Origin of the sequence: Haloarcula sp. CBA1129 (assembly GCF_008729015.1) — an archaeon.
Taxonomy (GTDB): domain Archaea; phylum Halobacteriota; class Halobacteria; order Halobacteriales; family Haloarculaceae; genus Haloarcula.
On record NZ_RKSM01000001.1, the window covers coordinates 2986430 to 3001864 of the forward strand.

The 15435-nt window shown below is 64.4% G+C and carries 10 protein-coding genes; 5 read left to right on the forward strand and 5 right to left on the reverse strand.

From position 1 onward, the window contains the following. Positions 1–13: 13 nt before the first annotated feature. Positions 14–637, reverse strand: coding sequence for a uracil-DNA glycosylase family protein (locus Har1129_RS15090; RefSeq protein ID WP_151101412.1), 624 nt, complete (start codon positions 635–637; stop codon positions 14–16). A gap of 104 nt (positions 638–741) precedes the next feature. Here Har1129_RS15090 and Har1129_RS15095 point away from each other — a divergent pair, with 104 nt between their 5' ends. Together Har1129_RS15095 and ileS are read left to right on the forward strand one after the other, a co-directional pair. After that, positions 742–912: a DUF4177 domain-containing protein gene (locus Har1129_RS15095; RefSeq protein WP_151101414.1), complete on the forward strand. Its 171-nt coding sequence runs from the start codon at positions 742–744 to the stop codon at positions 910–912. An 83-nt stretch (positions 913–995) separates the two neighbouring features. Continuing rightward, on the forward strand, positions 996–4220 hold the full coding sequence (gene ileS, locus Har1129_RS15100; RefSeq protein ID WP_151101416.1) for an isoleucine--tRNA ligase: 3225 nt from the start codon (positions 996–998) through the stop codon (positions 4218–4220). A gap of 102 nt (positions 4221–4322) precedes the next feature. On the opposite strand, the gene Har1129_RS15105 is transcribed toward ileS, so the two are convergent. The 3 genes from Har1129_RS15105 to Har1129_RS15115 all read right to left on the reverse strand — a co-directional run bounded on the left by Har1129_RS15105 (position 4323) and on the right by Har1129_RS15115 (position 7443). After that, a complete protein-coding gene (locus Har1129_RS15105; protein WP_151101418.1) occupies positions 4323–5177 on the reverse strand; it encodes a ribose-phosphate diphosphokinase in 855 nt (284 codons plus the stop codon). 108 nt (positions 5178–5285) lie between these two features. Then, a complete protein-coding gene (locus tag Har1129_RS15110) occupies positions 5286–6104 on the reverse strand; it encodes a hypothetical protein (protein ID WP_151101420.1) in 819 nt (272 codons plus the stop codon). Between the two features lies 1 nt (position 6105). After that, the gene (locus tag Har1129_RS15115; protein WP_151101422.1) at positions 6106–7443 is read right to left on the reverse strand and encodes a glutamate-1-semialdehyde 2,1-aminomutase; all 1338 of its coding nucleotides are present in this window, start codon (positions 7441–7443) and stop codon (positions 6106–6108) included. 177 nt (positions 7444–7620) lie between these two features. Between Har1129_RS15115 and nasA the strand changes: the two genes are divergently transcribed. The 3 genes from nasA to Har1129_RS15130 all read left to right on the forward strand — a co-directional run bounded on the left by nasA (position 7621) and on the right by Har1129_RS15130 (position 13654). Beyond that, the gene (gene nasA, locus Har1129_RS15120) at positions 7621–9726 is read left to right on the forward strand and encodes an assimilatory nitrate reductase NasA (protein ID WP_151101424.1); all 2106 of its coding nucleotides are present in this window, start codon (positions 7621–7623) and stop codon (positions 9724–9726) included. Between the two features lie 320 nt (positions 9727–10046). Continuing rightward, on the forward strand, positions 10047–11369 hold the full coding sequence (locus tag Har1129_RS15125; protein ID WP_151101425.1) for an MFS transporter: 1323 nt from the start codon (positions 10047–10049) through the stop codon (positions 11367–11369). Between the two features lie 518 nt (positions 11370–11887). Then, complete coding sequence (locus tag Har1129_RS15130; protein WP_151101427.1) at positions 11888–13654, forward strand: nitrite/sulfite reductase; 1767 nt, start codon at positions 11888–11890, stop codon at positions 13652–13654. A 262-nt stretch (positions 13655–13916) separates the two neighbouring features. On the opposite strand, the gene Har1129_RS15135 is transcribed toward Har1129_RS15130, so the two are convergent. Next, a complete protein-coding gene (locus Har1129_RS15135) occupies positions 13917–15272 on the reverse strand; it encodes a substrate-binding protein (RefSeq protein WP_151101429.1) in 1356 nt (451 codons plus the stop codon). Positions 15273–15435: the final 163 nt, after the last annotated feature.

The following is a 15435-nucleotide window of genomic DNA, read 5'->3' on the forward strand; positions in this document are numbered from 1 at the left end:
TCACAAGAAGGTTCTAGGTGTCGCCGACACCGGCAACCGTCTCGGCGATGGCCGCCGTGTACTCGCCGTAACTGTATCCCAGCCGTGAGAGCCACACTTCCTGATACGAGGGGTGGAGCAGCGGAACCACGGGCACGCCAAGCGCCTCGCTCCACCGTGGATCGAGTACGCTGTCGAGGAAGCCGTCGAGGGCCTCGTCATCGAGCGCTAGCACCGTCTTCGTCGCGTGCTTGCCAGTGGGAAGCACCGCTACCGGGTCGACCGTCTCGACTTCCTCAACGAGGTAAGAGCGGCAGTTCGCCAGCTCCGCGTCGGTCGGGTCGCGGTTCCCCGGTGGGTGGCACTTCACTGAGTTCGTGTAGTAGCACGCGTCGTGGCCGAATCCGGCATCGGCGAGCACCTGCCGGATCTTCCGGCCGGAGCGCCGCGAGGTGTAGGCCATCCCGGTCAGGTTGCCGCCCTGCCAGTGCTCGGCATCCGGGTCCCCGCCGGCCGGGGCCTCGCCGACCACCACGAGGTCGGCTGACAGCGGTCCGTTACCCCACGAAATACAGCTTCGACTCTCGGCGAGTTTGGGGCAGCGCTGACAGTCGTCGGTGAGGGCGTTTCGCTCCGCTCTATTCGGGACCGTTGGCACATACGAGGGCAGGGGCGTGGCCGGCAAATCGATGGCGGTCAGCGAACGCTCCGGCCGCCGCGTAGCCCAAAACCTTTGCTGGTGGCAGCTATCACGACGCCTGTATGCCCTCCTACGAATACAAGACCCTCGATGTCGACACCGGGATGTTTGGCAGCAGTAGTGTTCCTACCGACAAACTGAACGAACTCGGCGCTGACGGGTGGGAAGTCGTCGCACCGATCACGGAAAACAGCGGGCAGACAGCCGGGTTGCTCCTCCAGCGCGAGCGCTGACCGACGCACTGGGCTTTGCCGTGCTGTCTGCAGGGAACGCATACAACCGATTGTCCTTTATTGGAGGCGGCGAATGTGCCGGTATGGAACGTTTCGCCGCTGTCGACGACCAGTACGACCCCGACGCCGTCGAGGACGGCGTCTTCGAGTACTGGGACGACGTCGACGCCTACGAGCAGACGAAGGCCCACCGGGCCGACGGCGAGGACTACTTCTTCGTTGACGGGCCGCCCTACACTTCCGGCGCGGCCCACATGGGAACGACGTGGAACAAGACCCTGAAGGACTGTTACATCCGCTATCTGCGGATGCAGGGCTACGACGTCACCGACCGGCCGGGCTACGATATGCACGGCCTCCCAATCGAGACGAAAGTCGAGGAGCGACTCGACTTCGAGAACAAGAAGGACATCGAGCGATTCGGCGAGGAGAACTTCATCGAGGAGTGTAAGGACTTCGCCGAGGAGCAACTCGAAGGCCTCCAGAGCGACTTCCAAGACTTCGGCGTCTGGATGGACTGGGACGACCCGTATAAAACGGTGAACCCCGAGTACATGGAAGCCGCTTGGTGGGGCTTCCAGCAGGCCCACGAGCGCGGTCTGGTCGAGCAGGGCCAGCGCTCCATCAATCAGTGCCCCCGCTGTGAGACCGGTATCGCCAACAACGAGGTCGAGTATCACGATGTCGGCAAGCCGTCCATCTACGTGAAGTTCGACCGCAAAAATGACGACGGCAGTCTGGTCATCTGGACGACGACGCCGTGGACTATCGTCGCCAACACCTTCGTCGCTGTCGATGGCGACCTCGACTACGTAGGCGTCGACGCGGAGAAAGACGGCGACACCGAACGGCTCTACGTCGCCGAGGCCTGCGTCGAGGACGTGCTGAAGGCCGGCCGCTACGACGACTACGAGGTCGTCGAGGAGCTCACTGGGGAAGAAATGGTCGGCTGGGAGTACGACCACCCGCTGGCCGACGAAGTGCCAGACCACGCGCAGGGCGAGGGCTCCGGCCAAGTCTATACTGCTGACTATGTCGAGGCCGACCGCACCGGACTCGTCCACTCCGCGCCCGGCCACGGTGAGGAGGACTTCGAGCGCGGGCAGGAACTCGACCTCGAAATCTTCTGTCCGGTCGGCTCCGACGGCGTCTACACCGACGCGGCAGGGAAGTACGCGGGCACGTTCGTCCGCGACGCCAACGACGAGGTCATCGACGACCTCGACGATAACGGACATCTCCTCTCCAGTGAGGAGGGCCACACTGTCCGCGAGGGGCAGTGCTGGCGCTGTGACACCGACATCGTCCGCATCGTCACCGACCAGTGGTTCATCACAGTCACCGACATCAAGGACGAACTGCTGGCCAACATCGAAGATAGCGAGTGGTACCCGCAGTGGGCGCGGGACAACCGCTTCCGGGACTTCGTCGAGGACGCCCCGGACTGGAACGTCTCACGGCAGCGCTACTGGGGTATCCCGATTCCGATCTGGCTGCCTGAAGACTGGAGCGGCGACATGGACGACGCCATCGTCGTCGGCGACCGCGAGGAACTCGCCGAACGGGTCGACCAAGATATCGACCCCGAAACCGTCGACATCCACAAGGGCACGGTCGACGACCTCACCATCACCGAGGACGGCACGACCTACACCCGCGTCGGCGACGTATTCGACGTGTGGCTCGACTCCTCCGTGGCGACGTGGGGCACCGTCGACTACCCCGAACAGACTGAGGACTTCGAGGAGCTGTGGCCCGCAGATCTCATCATGGAGGCCCACGACCAGACCCGCGGCTGGTTCTGGTCGCAACTGGGCATGAGCACCGCCGCGACGGGCGAGATTCCGTACAAGCAGGTGCTGATGCACGGCTACGCCAACATGCCGGATGGCCGCGGGATGTCCAAATCGAAGGGCGTGCTCATCGACCCCCACGAGGTCATCGAGAAACACGGCCGCGACCCGATGCGGCTGTTCCTGCTGTCGGTGACCGCTCAGGGCGAGGATATGAACTTCTCGTGGGAGGAGACCGCCGAGATGCAGCGCCGTCTCAACATCCTCTGGAACGTCGCCCGGTTCCCGCTGCCGTACATGCGGGCTGACGACTTCGACCCCGAGGAAACGACGGTCGAGGACGTCCGGGACGACCTCGAACTCGTCGACGAGTGGGTCCTCTCGCGGCTCCAGAGCGTCACCGAGGCGATGACCGACTCGATGGAGGACTTCGAGAACGACAAGGCGGTCGACGAACTGCTCGAGTTCGTCGTCGAGGACGTCTCCCGCTTCTACATTCAGGTCGTCCGCGAGCGAATGTGGGAGGAGGAAGACAGCGCCTCGAAACAGGCCGCCTACGCCACCCTCTACCGCGTGCTCGAATCCGTGGCGGCGCTGTTTGCCCCGTTCACGCCGTTCGTCGCCGAGCAGGTGTACGGCGCGCTCACCGGCGATGCCGGCCACCCGACGGTCCATATGTGCGACTGGCCTGAGGCCGACGACGACCTGCACGACCCCGCGCTCGAACGCGAGATCGAGGTCGTCCGCGAGGTCGAGGAAGCGGGCTCGAACGCTCGCCAGCAGGCCGAGCGCAAACTCCGCTGGCCCGTCACGCGTGTCGTCGTCGACGTCGACAGCGACGACGTGGCCGACGCGGTCCGTGCACAGGAAGCAATCATCGCCGACCGCCTGAACGCTCGTACCGTCGAGGTTGTCGGTGCCGACGCCGAGTGGGGCGAACTCCAGTACTCTGCCGAGGCCGATATGAGCGAACTCGGCCCCGCCTTCGGCGACGACGCCGGTCGCGTGATGAACGCGCTCAACGAGGCCCGCGTCGCCGAGCAGTCACTCGATACCCTCGAAGGAACAGTGCGCGATGCGCTCGATGAAGATGTCGACCTCACCGAGGAGATGGTCGCGTTCCGCCGGGAGACGCCCGAGGGCGTCACCGGGACGGAGTTCACCGCGCTGGACGGCGGCGGCGTCGTCTACGTCGACACGGCGCTCACCGAGGACATCGAGAGCGAGGGGTACGCCCGCGAGGTCATCCGTCGGGTGCAAGAGATGCGAAAGGACCTCGAATTGGACATCGAGGCACGCATCGTCGTGGACCTCGCCATCGACGACGAGCGCGTGGACTCGCTCGTCCGAGAACACGAGGGACTCATCAAAGAGGAAGTCCGGGCCGACGAACTCGGTGCGGTTGAGGACGGCCACCGCAAGACGTGGGACGTCGAAGGAACCGAGATGGAGATCGCGATAGTGCCGTGCGAGGCCGACCAGCGGGAGGCCTCGGAACAGGCGAGCGGCGACTAAGAGAAGCCGCGAGCCGTCGCTGCGGCTGAAGCGTCGGATTAAGCGGCACGCAGTCGCGTTACAACGAGCGAGATTTTTCGGCCTCGTGTTTCAGACGGGTGTCTACAGCTCTTCGGAAACGATGGGCGCGGCGCTGACCTCGCTGACGGCGCGTTCGAGCGTATCGGTTCCGTAGACGGCCTCGACGCCGGCGCTGTTCAGTTTTGTCAGGGCGTTACTGGCGAGCATCGGATGGACGCAGGTGACAAAGATTCGCCGGGCGTCGCGGTCGTCGAGGACACCAACGGACTCGCTCATCGTCGAGCCCGTGGCGATGATATCGTCGACCAGCACGACGTCCCGGCCCTCGACCGGCGCGTCGCTGGGGCTGATTTCGATGTCACCGGTGTCGTAGTCCCGGTCCTTCTCGAAGAAATCCGTCTCGCCGTCGCCGTATGCCTCTCGGACCGTCTCGGCGAGATCGATTGCGCCCTCGTCGGGTGAGAGAAAGAGCGGGTCCGTCAGGTCCGCAGGCAGCGGGTCGGCGAGAACGCTCGCTGCGTCGACGTTGCTGGCTGGCACCTCGAAGAAGTCACAGACGGCCGGCTCGTGGGGGTTCACGGTCAGCACGCGGTCGGTGCCCGTCGAGATAGCACGGGCTATCGCTCGCGAGGACACCGGCTCACCGGGCTTGAACGCCTCGTCCTGACGGGCGTAGCCCATGTACGGGATGACGGTGACGACCTCGCTGGCCCCGCTCTCGCGGGCCGCGTCTTGCAACTGGAGCACCTGTACGTGCGCGTCGCTGTCGACGGTGGAAGCGACGACGACGGCACGCTCACCGGAGACCGTTTCGGGCACCCGGACGACGTGCTCACCGTCAGGGAACCGCTCGTACTCGACCCGTCCCAGCCGCTCGCCGGTCGCCTCGGCGAGGGTCGCCGCGAACGCCTGCGTGTCCGCCCCGGGGATAATCATGTGCGGTGGGTGGCTGTCCGGGCTAAACCTCTTTTCGATTCCGTGAGCGGGTGTGTTCCGTGAAACAGGCACGCAGTCACTCGCCGCAGGTGGCGTGGGCGCCTCTGGTCAGGCCACAGCAACGCCGACGACATCCGGGACGCCAAGCGAGCGCTGTCGCCAGCCGCCCTGTCCGTCGGCGGTCGCCTCGGCAGCGGTCGCAACAAGGAAGGTTCCGTTCTCTGTGATGGCGTAGGTGTCGTCGCCGTAGGTCACGTCGACGACGCGCTCGGTCGCCGGCAACGCACAGGGCTCCCACGCGCCGTCTGTCAGTTCGTACAGGCCGTCCATCGCAGCGGCGTGGACCCGCTCGCCATCGCTTGCAACCGCGAGATGGCGGCCCGACCGGACCTCGGTCCACTCGTCGTCGCTGTCGGTCTCCGTGCCTTCGTAGCGGTACAGCCCGCTCTCGGTCGCGGCGTAGTCGCCGGCCACGTCGGCCACGTCCAGCAGGCCGAGTCGGTCGAGGTCGGGCAGGGCGTACACGCCATCGGCCGCAGCGAGACGGTCGCCATCGATGGCGCGAACGTCGTCGACGGTTCCGAGCTCGGTCCAGTCGCCGTCGGCGTAGCGGGCGACGCGACCGTCTCCAGCCGCGAGCAGTCCGTCGCTGTCGTAGCCGACGGCAGTGGCTGGCCCGAACCCGGTCGAGACGAAGCCGTCGTCGGTCAACACGAGCACGGCCTCGTCGGTTGCGACCGCGACTTCGCCGCTCGCGCTGGCCACGTCACGGGCGTTGCACCGCTTGCTCAGGCTGAACCGCCCGATCTGGCCGCCGGCCGTCTCGACGCGGGTGACGCCCAGTCCCGACGCGACGTACGCGTGGGTCTCCGGGCGTTTCTCGCCGTACATCCGCTTCTCCGAAAGGGCGATGTCGTCGTCGCTCACTTCATATCGCCTCTTTGTACGCTTCGAGTGCATTCTCTATGTCCTCACCTGTGTGGGCATCACAGATGAACTGTGACTCGAACTGGTTCGCCGTGAGGAACACGCCCTGTTCCTTCATCGCGGGCCAGAACAGTCGCTCCCACCGCTCGGTCTCGGCCTGTGTCACGTCGCCCCCGGTCTTCGGACAGTAGTCGAACCGCGGGCAGGATTCCCGCTGTCGGCAGCCGGATTCGCAATGACCTTCGAAGGAATCTGGACCGTCACGGGTGAAAATGACCTTGAACATCGAGTCCCGGCCAACGACGGTGTACTCGGGGGCCTGATCTCGGAGGATGTCCTGCAGGCCTGACCGGAGTCGTTCGCCGAGGTCGTTGACGTGGTCGTATACGTCGTGTTCAGCTGCATACCGTAGCGTCTCCAGCCCGGCGGCCATCGTCACGGGGTGGCCCGAGAACGTCCCGGACTGGAACACGTCGCCGGCGGGGGTGAACTGCTCGATGATCTCGCTTTTGCCGCCGATAGCGCCGACCGGGAAGCCGCCGCCGACGATCTTCCCGAAGGTGGTGATGTCGGGGTCGATGTCGAAGGCACCCTGCGCGCACTGGAGGCCGCCGACCCGGAAGCCGGTGATGACCTCGTCGAAGACCAGCAGGGAGCCGTGGTCGTCACACAGCTCTCGGAGCGTGTCGTGGTAGCCCTCGACCGGGTGGACGATGCCGTAGTTCCCGAGGATGGGTTCGGTGAGGACGGCCGCGATGTCGTCGCCGTGTTCCTCGAACACCTCGTGGGCGGCCTCCTCGTCGTTGAACGGAACGGTCAGCGTGTGTTCGGCGAAGCTCTCGGGGATGCCGGGGCTGGACGGGGCCGTGTGGTCGCCCTCGCCCTCGACCAGCGTGGACTCCTGTGCGCCGTGGTAGCCGCTCTGCATCACGACGATTTTGTCACGCCCCGTGTAGCCACGAGCCAGTCGGACCGCCGAGACGGTCGCTTCGGTCCCGCTGTTGACGAACCGCAGCATCTCGACGCTCGGGACGTGCCGGGTGACGAACTCGGCCAGTTCGACCTCGACCTCGGTGGGTGCGCCGTACATCGGCCCCTCGGCGGCGTGTTGCTGGATGGCCGACTGGACCTGTTCGGGCAGGCTGTGGCCCAGTAGTAGCGGCCCGTAGCCCATGACGAAATCGATGTAGCGGTTGCCGTCGGCGTCGATGACATGCCCGCCGTCCCCCTTCTCGACGAAGAACGGGTAGGGCCGCGTCGCTCGCACGGAGGAGTTGACGCCGCCCGACAGCACCGACAGGGCGCGGTCGTACAGCGCTCGTGACTGCTCGTGGTTCATACGCTGCCGTTTGACCGCTGTCAGAAAGAAACTGTTGTTACCCGGCGGTGCTACCGATCTAGTGGACGGATGTCACATACTCTCGGGTGAAATAAGTATTTCGTAAAGAGTCACTGTTATACGGTGTGTATTCATCTATGTACGTACGACAATGGCATCCGAACGTACTGTAATCTTATGCCAAACTGGACGAATGGGCGTCGTCACGGCGCGTGGACGGCTGTGAGCGACTGGGTCCCGACGACGTGTATGCGGTGTGCCGTCGGCTGTGGACACATGCACCAGGGGGCTGACGAGGGGTACGGCATCGACGCCGCCCGCGGCGATGCCGCCCATCCGGTCAGTCAGGGACTGGCATGCGCTCGCGGGCTCCGGGAGAGCAAGGCCCCCGACGGGGAGTGGCTCACGCGGCCGATGGTCCGCAGCGATGGTGAACTCCGCCAGACCCAGTGGGACGTGGCGCTGGCCCGTGCCGTCGAGGGACTGCAGGCCGTCCACGAACGGGACCCCGACTCCGTTGCCGTGCTGGGGAGCGGCCAGCAGACAAACGAGGCGGCCTACGCGCTGGGAAAGGTCGCCCGCGGCGGCTTCGGCACGCGGAACTACGACGCCAACACGACGCTGTGCATGGCGAGTGCCGTCACCGCCTACTATCAGGCCTTCGGCAGCGACGCGCCGCCGTGTACCTACGCCGACATCAGCGACGCTGACCGCCACGTCGTCTGGGGGGCGAACCCGGCGGTCGCCCATCCCGTGATGTTCCGCTGGATTCAACAATCCGCCGACGAGGAGGGCGTCGAAATCATCGTCGTCGATCCTGTCCGCTCGGAGACCGCGGAGAACTCCGAGCACCACGTCGCACCTGACCCCGGGAAGGACCTCGTACTGGCCCGAGCCGTACTGGCCCGCATCGTCGAGACGGGGCGAGTCGACCGCGAGTTCGTCGACGAGGCGACCGACGGGTTTGAGGACCTGCTTGCCTCGCTCCCGGACGCCGACGACGCGGCCGCTGCGGCCGGTGTCGAGCTGGCCGACGTGGACCTGCTGGCCGACGCGATGGACCAGCAGGCGCTCATCTACTGGGGCATGGGCATCAATCAGCACGTTCAGGGGACCGAGACCGCCCGGGCGCTTATCGACCTGACGCTGGCGACGGGGAACCTCCGGCCCGGCGGCGGCCCGTTCTCGCTGACCGGTCAGGCCAACTCGATGGGGACCCGAATCTGCTCCTCGAAGGGGTCTTGGCCCGGTCAGCGGGCCTTCGAGGACCCGGACCACCGTCGACTCGTCGCGGACCACTGGGATATTCCGGTCGACCGCTTGCCCGACGACACCGGTCCCGGTCCGGTCGGGATGCTCGAAGAGGGCCCCGAGGCCGTCTGGGCCGTCGCCACAAATCCCGTCGCCGGGATGCCTGAGGCCGATTCGGTCCGCGAGACGCTCGAAGACGCCTTCGTCGTCGTGCAAGACGCCTTCCACACCGAAACGACGGAAATCGCCGACGTGGTCCTGCCCGCCGCGACGTGGGGGGAGAGCGACGGGACGACGACGAACATGGAGCGGACCATCTCCCGGGTCCGGTCGGCGACCGACGTGCCAAGCGGCGTCAGGCAGGACATCGACATTATCGCCACCATCGGCTCGCGGCTGTTCCCCGGCCTGTTCGAGAGCACGTCCCCGGACCCGTCGGACGTGTTCGATGAGTTCACCACCCTCACCGAAGGGACGGTCGCCGACTGTTCGGGCATCACCTACGAGCGCCTTGACGACAGCCACGCCGTCAGGTGGCCCGCGCCCGACGAGGAGAGCGCTGGCGGCTACCGATACTACGACGACGAATCGTGGTCGTTCCCCACTGCCTCCGGCCGCGCGCAGTTCTCGACCGGCCGTCAGGGGTCGCTTCCGGAACCGACCGACGACGACTACCCGCTGACGCTGACCACCGCCCGCGAGGCTGACGGGTACAACACCGGCGTCCGGTCCCGCGGCGGCGAGGCCGGGACGCTGGTAGCCCGCATCCACCCCAAGACGATTGCGGAACACAGCGGGCTCGTCACCGACGAGCAGCTGACCGTCGAGACCCGCCGCGGCTCCGCGATAGCCGAAATCGACCGCGACGAGGGTGTCCCCCACGGGATGGTCTGGCTGCCGATTCACCATCCGGCGACGAACCGACTGACGCTTTCGGACCGAGACCCCCAGTCCGACGAGCCGAACTTCAAGCAGTGTGCCGCCCGCCTCGTCGCCGCAGAGGCCGAACTGCCGCCGGCGACGGCTGACTGAGCCACCATCGGACGCAGCCTCGATGGCTCGCCGACACACACTTCTCCAGCGCTGTTCGACGTAATCTGAATATGTCCAATTATTCCCTCGTCCACTGGGCGTTCAATGTCCTTAAAGAGGGGATATCCGATGATATATTTGCCACCTATCCACTTAGCAGGAAGTGAATAGCCGTTATGTAAAGGGTTACTGTTATTAAATGGTGGGACTTTCGGACTTCATGTACTGATGTGGGCACACATCCAAAATAAACGCGTATTGGTGGACAATATCTCGTTATCGAACGCGAGCACTGCTCAGTCTGTAACCGGGGTGTCGCCATGGGACTGATCAAGATGACGAAATATCGGACGCTGCTGCTGGCGACTATCGGGTTCAATTTCTCGTTTCTCATCTGGTTCTCCTTTGCGCCCTTTACCGGCCCGATGGCCGAGGAGTTCCAACTCTCGACCGCTGAGATCGGTATCCTCGCCAGTTCGGCCATCTGGATGGCCCCGTTCGGCCGGATGCTCACCGGCTGGCTCTCCGATAAGTTCGGTGCGCCGGCTATCTTCGCTATCGTGTTGGCGTACGTCGGCGTGTTCTCGATAGCGAGCGCCTTCGCACAGAACTACTCCGTGTTCTTCGTACTGCGGCTTATCGTGGCGACGGCCGGCATCACGTTCGTCATCGGCATCCAACACGTCGCTGAGTGGTTCGAAGAGGAGAACCTCGGCTTGGCGGAGGGCATCTACGCCGGCGTCGGGAACGCCGGGGCCGCCGGCGGCGCGCTCATCCTCCCTCGCGTGTTCGGGAGTGGCTGGAACGGGCCGCTGTTCTCGACCAACTGGCGAGCCGCGTTCTTCTACACCGGCATCGTTTCCATTCTCCTCGCTATCGCCTACTACACGCTCGGCGAGGCCGCAAAGAGCGAGGCAAAACGCCAAGCGACCAAGGAAAACACCACCTTCAAGGGCTGGCTACACACGGCTACCCGATACGGCACCGTCGTCCTCGCCGCCGCGTACATCATGTCGTTCGGCCTCGAACTGTCGATGAACGGGTGGCTCGCCACCTACTACCGCGAAGCGTTCAATCAGGACAACCTCGTCATCGCGAGCACCTTCGCGGCGACGTTCTCGATTGCTGCAGGATTGCTCCGGCCGTTTGGCGGCTACGGCAGCGACCTGCTGGCCCGCAAAGAGAAGAACATCCTGCCGTTCTTCAAGGGGCAGTACCGCGAACAGTGGACGTTCCTCGGACTCTGTTTCATCGTGGTGATGATGTTCGCCATGACGCTGGCCGGCCTCTCCGGTGTCCTGCTGAACGCTGTCGTCATCGGCTTCCTTGTTGGCACGGGCTGTGCTTGGGCCGAGGGCGCTATCTTCGCGCAGGTGCCCGCGATGTTCCCGAACGACTCGGGCTCGGTTGCGGGCGTCGTCGGCGGTGTCGGAACCGTCGGCGGCATCGTCTACCCGCTGTTTTACTCCGCGCCGTGGCTGGCGAACCTCCACATCGGATACTCCGTGACCGCCCTCACGATGCTCCCCATCGTCGCCCTGTCAGCGTGGGTGTTCCAGCCCGAGATCGCGAAAATCGCTAACACGGCCGGGTTCGTCGGAAGCACGCAGGAAGGCACCACCGTCGCCTCCGGCGACGACTGATACTGTTTGCTGTACCTATTCTACGATATTTGCCACCTCGCGTGGCGACATTCGTTATAGACGGACAGCCAACAGTATGACGCCTCTAGACTTCGACCGGCGCTTCTCTCTTTCGTGCAGACGCCCAGACTCGACCAGTGTCCGACTGTTGTGCTGCCTGTCGCGTCCTCCTTCGGTTCAGCTCGCGCGCGGCTGACACCCCAGTTTGACGGGATCACAGTCTGGTCGGACGAATCGTGCTCGGGAGCGTCCCCAGCGTACAGTTTCAGATCTCGACCGGCCAATCGGTTGCCGTCCTGCGGTTTTACTCATGTCTCCGATGCGGTGTATAACCTGTTTAAACACCTCTCAGATGGTATAGTTCTGGACGGCTGTTTTCGAACACCCTATCGATATTTATTTCTTTAACGATTAGGGTTATAGGGAATCAAACTGAGTTATTAGACGTGAATTAGCGGACGTTCAAATAACTATGAGTGAGAAAACAGCACATCTATCAAGAATCGTGGGGGCTGAAAATGGCACATAAGAAAGAAGAGTACAAGGAGGAGCTGTACGGCGATGAGGTACGAGAGAAGTTAGAGGAGTTTGCCGAGAAAGGCTGGGAGTCCATTCCCGAGGACGAACGCGAGAAGTGGTTCTCGCGGTTCAAGTTCTGGGGCGTGTTCCACCACCGCGGCGGGCAGGAGTCGTATTTCATGATGCGGCTGACCAACTGCGGCGGCATCTTGGAACCGGACCAGCTCCGAGCCATCGGCGAGGTCGCACGCGACTACGCGAAGGGACCGGCCGAGAACCCCGAGTTCGGGAACGGCTGGATCGACCTCACGACGCGGCAGTCCATCCAACTCCATTGGCTCAAGCTCGAGGACATCCCCGAGATATGGGAGAAACTCGAAGCCGTCGGCGTCTCCTCGCGCTCGGCGGGCGGGGATACGATGCGCAACATCTCCGGCTGTCCGGTCGCCGGCAAGGCCGAGGAGTTCGTCGAGTCCCGGCCGATTCTGGACGAGATTCAGGAGACCATCCGCGACGACAACGAACTGGCCAATATGCCCCGGAAGTTCAACATCTCGGTGACGGGGTGCAAGCAGGGGTGTGCCCAAGACAGCATCAACGACATCGGGCTGGAGCCAGCCCACAAATTTATTGACGGCGAGGAAATCGAGGGGTTCAACGTCCGCGTCGGCGGCGGCCTCGGCGGCCGCGAGCCGCGCGAAGCCCGTCCACTCGACCTGTTCATCCGGCCCGAACACGCCGTCGAGACGGTCCGGGCCTTCGTCGAGTACTACCACGAGGCGGGCAACCGGACGAACCGCTCGAAAAACCGCGCTCGGTTCTTCGTCGACGAGCACGGCACCGACGCCATCCGCGAGGAACTCGACAAGCGTCTTGATTTCGAGCTGGAAACCGCCGGCACCGATTTCCGTGGGGAGTACACGTACAACGCCGGCAAGCGCACAGAGTATGGTGCCCACGACCACGTCGGCGTCTACGACCAGAAAGACGACAAGAACTACGTCGGGCTCTCGGTGCCCGTGGGCCGACTTTCCGCTGAGGATACCATCGAACTGGCTGACCTCGCCGACGCCTACGGCTCCGGCGAGGTGCGCCTGACCCGTCGACAGAACCCGATCATCATGGGCGTCTCCGACGGAAACCTCTCGCACCTGCTCAACGAGCCGCTGCTGGAGAAGCACTCGCCGGAGCCGAACCCGTTCGTTCAGGGTGCGATGGCCTGCACCGGGACGGAGTTCTGCTCGCTGGCGCTCACCGAGACCAAGGCCCGGATGGCCCGGCTGCTGCGCTGGCTCGGTGACAACGTCGACGTGCCCGACGACGTGGACCGCATCAAGATGCACTTCTCGGGCTGTACGGCCGACTGCGGGCAGGCGATGACGGCCGACATCGGCCTGCAGGGGATGCGAGCCCGAAAGGACGGCCAGATGGTCGAAGCCGTCGACGTGGGCGTCGGCGGCGGCATCGGCGAGGACCCGTCGTTCATCGAGTGGGTCCGCCAGCGTGTCCCCGCCGACGAAGCGCCCGGCATGATAAAGAACATCGTCGAGGCCTACGCGGCGCTCCGCTCGGAGGGCCAGACGTTCCGGGAATGGGTCGACGCCACTGGCCACGAGACCATCGTCGAACTGGCCGAGCCCCACGAGGTCGAGGGGTACACCGACCCCTGTCTGGCAGACGGCAAGCAGTCGTGGTATCCCTTCGACGACGGTGACAGCCCGGCCCCGACCGACGCCGAAGGCCAGCCGATTTCGGCGGACGACTGACCATGACAGACAGCACAACTGACCACGACGGAGCGTCCGACCCGCCGGAATCCGCGGTCAAGGGGGTGGCATACGACGCGGCACCGGAGCTACTGGAGTAACGCGGCCCCGGCTCCGAACAGCCGGCCCCAGCGACGTGATACGCCCGTCTCAGGGCGTGTCCGTCCGCCTCTGACAGACGGGGACTGCTCGTGTCCATCTCCCCGTCCGGTTCTTTCGCTGCCGTATTTTCCCGTTGCGCAGCGGTCGTCGAGTCACAACCCTACTCGCCGTACCCTCCGAGGTCACACTCTGTGGCTGGCCCCCCGTCACAGTCGTAGCCGACCGCTTTCGTGACGCCGAGTAGGTCATAGAACCGACCGAGGGACTGCTCGGACTCCGACAGCCCTTCGACCACCGGCACGCCACGCTGGGCCTGATGGTCACAGCGCCGCATCGTCTGGCTGCCCAACCCGACCGAGTAGTCGTGGTCTTCTAGTTCCCGGATAACTGCCGGCGGATAGAAGGTGCCGGCTCGCTCGACGGCCGCAGCGTACTGGAGCGTCTGTGCGTAGGCCAGATGGGCCACGCCGGAGGGCCGCTGTGCGTTCCCGTATTCGGCGGTGAAGGCGTTCTTGAACTCGTTCGAGAGGCCCGACGAGACGCTGGTGTCCCACGCCACTGTCCCGACGACGCCGTCGAGCGCCTTCGCGGCGTTCTGTGCCACGATGCGGTTGTACAGCGGCACCACAATCCCCACCTCGTCCGGGAGGATTTCCTGAGCCGTTGTCAGCGAGTTCGCCGCGTCGAGTCCGTAGTGGTCGAGGAAGACGACCTCCGCACCGGCGTCCCGGGCCTGTTTCAGCGGCTCCTCGTAGTCCGTCGTCCCGAGACGCGTCGGGATGCTCGTGAGTTCGACCCAGCCACTCGATGTGAAGAAGTCGCGGATCGACGACTCCATCGTCTTGCCCCAGTTGTAGTCCGCGTAGATCTGGACGTACTGGGCTTCCCGGCCGAACCGTTCCTTGAGCACCGGAAGCAGAGCCTGTGCGGTCATGTACGCGTTGAACATCTCCCGGAAGCTGTAGCGGACACAGTCAGTCCCCGTCGTGTCGTTCGAGTGGGTCAGACAGCACATGTACGGGACCTTCTGGGCCTGTGCGACTTCCTGCTGGGCGATGGCGACGGAACTGGACGAGCCGCCGGAGAACATGACGACGTCGTCCTGCTCGATCATCTGCTCGGCGTTAGCCGTCGCAACCTCCGGTTTCGTCTCCGTGTCCCCGGTGACGTACTCGACGGTCTTTCCGAGGACGCCATCGCCGCTGAGTACGTCAAAGGAGCGCTGTCCGACCCAGCCGCCGCCTTCATTGAGGTGCGTGACAGCGAGCTCATACCCCCGGAGTTCGTCGCGCCCTTCGGCGGCGTAGGTCCCGGACTGTGGCACGTTGAAGCCGAGCGTGACCGCATCGCCGTCGACTGGATAGTTCCCGAGCGGTGGATGCTCTGGCGTGTTTTCGGCCGTCGAACCTCCGTCTTGGCATCCTGCCAGCCCGGCGAGCCCCGCGGTACCGACCCCACCGGCAATCCGTAGCAAGGACCGCCTGTTAACTGCCTCTCCCCCTCTTTCCAATCGCATAACAGCTTTTTTGATTGTAGACATATATAATACTTTTTTCAATAGAAATGGGTGAACAATTAGCATAGGCTGTGCTGGGATCATGCATTAACGGACCTCCGACTGCGTTCTCGGCGATTACACCAACTCAGGCCGCGCGATGAAACCGCGTAGGAGAGACAGT